This window comes from Trueperaceae bacterium (genome assembly GCA_031581195.1).
Classification (GTDB): Bacteria; Deinococcota; Deinococci; order Deinococcales; family Trueperaceae; genus SLSQ01.
The window spans coordinates 1-3,019 of record JAVLCF010000176.1 but is presented as its reverse complement, the minus strand read 5'-3'; the positions used below and the strand labels follow the sequence as shown (position 1 = coordinate 3,019).

The window sequence follows — 3,019 nt, the reverse complement described above, 5'->3', positions numbered from 1 at the left end:
CCCCCGCGGGCGCCCGGCGCGCCCGCCGCGAGGCTCCCGTGCCGACTGACCCGCAGCGCCCCATCCCCGTCTGGCGCAACGTCAAGACCCTCGGCATCGTCGCGCAGGTCGTGTTCGTCGCGGTCCTCCTCGGCGCCCTCGCGATCCTCTGGACCAACGTCACCTCCGCGCTGGCCCGCTCCGACCTGCCCGCCAACTTCGGGTGGCTCGACGCGCGCGCCGGTATCCCCATCAGCGAACGCCCGATCCCCTACACCGCCGACGACCCCTACTGGCGGGCGCTCGTCGTCGCGTTCCTCAACACCCTCAAGATCGCACTGATCGGCGTCACCCTCGCGACGCTCCTCGGGATCGCCGTCGGCGTCTCGCGCCTCAGCGGGAACTGGTTGCTGCGACAGATCGCCGGCGGCTACGTCGAGTTGCTGCGCAACACCCCGCTCGCGGTGCAGATCATCTTCTGGTACACCGCCGTCATCGCGACGCTGCCCCCCACCATCACCGCTCCGATCCGCCTCCCCGGTGGGATCTACTTCTCCAACAAGGGCCTCGCCTTCCCCTTCGCCTACCCCGGCTTCGCCTTCACGCAGTGGCTTCCGTGGATCGCGGCGGCCCTCGTGCTGGCGGCGGTCGCGCACCGCCTGCGGCGCCGCCGCATCGTCGCCAGCGAACGCCCCGGCCGCGCCTGGCCGACCACCCTCGCCGTCTTCGCCGTCGTCACCGCCGTCGGCTACGTCGCCGCCTCCGCGGGCGACGACCGCCCCGCGACCCTCGCGGTGGAGTTCACCGCCGACCGCGGACGCGGGGTGTCGTTCCTCGACGCCGACGGCGACGGTGAACGCGACCGCGACGAAGCCCGCTACGGCTTCGTCCCGGTCACGGTCCGCGTCGCGGAGGGCGCCCTCACGGCCCGAAGCCGCAACCTCGTCGAGCAACGCACCGTCAAACCCAGCGTCGTGCGCTACCCCGTCCTCGAGGACGGCGAGTACGACGCGGTCGAGGCGCGCCTCCTCGACGACGCCCAGGTGGAACGCTTCGACCTGCACTGGGTCGAGAAACCGATCGCGGCGCTCGTCTACGAGGACCGCAACGGCGACGGCGTCTGGCAGGCCGGCGAGGAGGTCGGCGACGACGGAGAGGGCTTCCGCAACGTCCAGACCGCCCTGGTCGTCGAGGGCTTCCGGCGCGACCTCGTCTCCGACCGCGACGGCCTCCTCCGCATCCCCGGCTTCGAACCGGTCGCGTCGCTCGAGGCGGACGCCGCGACCGGGGGGAGCGGCGTCGGGTCGGTCGGCGCGTCGGGTCCGGTCGGCCTCTTCGGGACGCCCGGCGACGACGAGGACGCCCCCACCCTCGACGCCACCGTCGAGATCCGCCCCTCCGGCGCGCTGGTCGTCAGCACCCCCACGGTCCCGGTCTCCAACTACGAGGGAGGCTTCCGCTTCACCGCCAGCTACCTCGCGCTCCTGTTGGCCCTCGTGATCTACACCGCGACGTTCATCGCCGAGATCGTCCGCGCCGGCATCCTGGCGGTGCCCAAGGGCCAGACCGAAGCCTCGAAGGCGCTCGGGCTGTCGGGCGCCCAGACGTTCTCACTGGTGATCTTCCCGCAAGCGGTCCGCATCATCCTGCCCCCCATGATCAGCCAGTTCCTGAACCTCACGAAGAACTCCTCCCTCGCGCCCCTCGCGGCGTACGCCGAGATCTTCGCCATCAGCACCATCGTCGCCAACCAGACCGGCGCCAGCGTCCCGGTCATCCTCCTGATCATCGTCTCGTACCTGACGATCAGTCTCGCCTTCGCCTTCGTCCTCAACGTCGTGAACGCCCGCATGGCGATCGTGGAGCGTTGAGATGCAGATGATCCCCTCCCGCCCCCCACCCCCCGGCGAACGCGGCCTGCCCGCATGGGCGCGCCGCAACCTGTTCTCCGGACCCGTCAACACGGTCACCTCCCTCGCCGTCGGCAGCCTCCTGCTGCTCGCGGCCTGGAGCCTGCTCGGGTGGGTGACCGGGGGAGCGTCCTGGCAGCCGCTGTGGAACAACCTGAAGCTCCTCGCGGTCTACCGCTACCCCGCCGACCTCCTGTGGCGCCCGGTGCTCGCGGCCGCTACGCTCCTGATGCTCACGGGCCTCACCGCCGGCCTCGCGCGGCACGCAGGCAAGGGCCGCATCGCCGGCGGCGTGTTCTGGTGGTTCACCGGCCTCGCACTTCTCCTAACCGCCATCGCGATCCCGTTCTGGGAGTCGGTGCGGCTCGCGTGGGTCGCCGCGAGCGCCCTGGCGCTCGGCGGGTACGCCGCCGGCCGCCTCGCCCCCGGCCTCGTGCGCATCCAGACGTGGGCGTGGGCGGTCGGCCTCCCCGTCGCCGTGATCCTCGTCTACGGGCTCGGCGGGGACGGCCCGATGCAGGTCGTGCGGACCGTTGAGTGGGGCGGCTTCCTGCTCACGCTCGTCCTCGCGAGCGTCGGCATCACCGTCGCCTTCCCCCTCGGGATCCTCCTCGCGCTGGGCCGACAGAGCCACCTCCCTGCCATCCGGGGCGTCAGCGTCGCCTACATCGAACTGATCCGCGGGGCCCCCCTCATCACCTGGCTGTTCATCGCCAGCCTCATGGTGCCCCTCCTCCTCGACGTCAGCCCCGACTCCATCCCCGCCCTGACGCGCGCGATGGTGGCGGTCACGCTGTTCGCGTCGGCGTACATGGCGGAGAACGTCCGCGGGGGCCTGCAGTCCATCCCGAGCGGGCAACGCGAAGCCGCCCGCGCGCTCGGCCTGTCGGGATGGCAGACCACCCGCCTGATCGTCCTCCCGCAGGCGCTTCGCGCCGTGATCCCCGCCATCGTCGGGCAGGCCATCGGCCTGTTCAAGGACACGTCGCTCGTGTTCATCGTCGGGCTCTTCGACTTCTTCGAGATCGGTCGGCGGGTCATCCCCAGCCAACCGGAGTCGCTGCTGTATCCTGGAGGCGTCCTGCTCGAGATCTCGCTCTTCATGGCGGTCGTGTACTGGTTCTTCACCT

2 protein-coding genes are annotated in these 3,019 nt (G+C 71.3%); both read left to right on the top strand.

The genetic code is table 11. The annotated features are described in order from the left end of the window. The first annotated feature begins 38 nt into the window (after positions 1 to 38). Positions 39 to 1,850: an ABC transporter permease subunit gene (locus tag RI554_11120; protein ID MDR9392564.1), complete on the top strand. Its 1,812-nt coding sequence runs from the start codon at positions 39 to 41 to the stop codon at positions 1,848 to 1,850. 1 nt (position 1,851) lies between these two features. After that, the coding region (locus RI554_11115; protein ID MDR9392563.1) for an amino acid ABC transporter permease at positions 1,852 to 3,019 on the top strand (1,168 nt) is incomplete at its 3' end.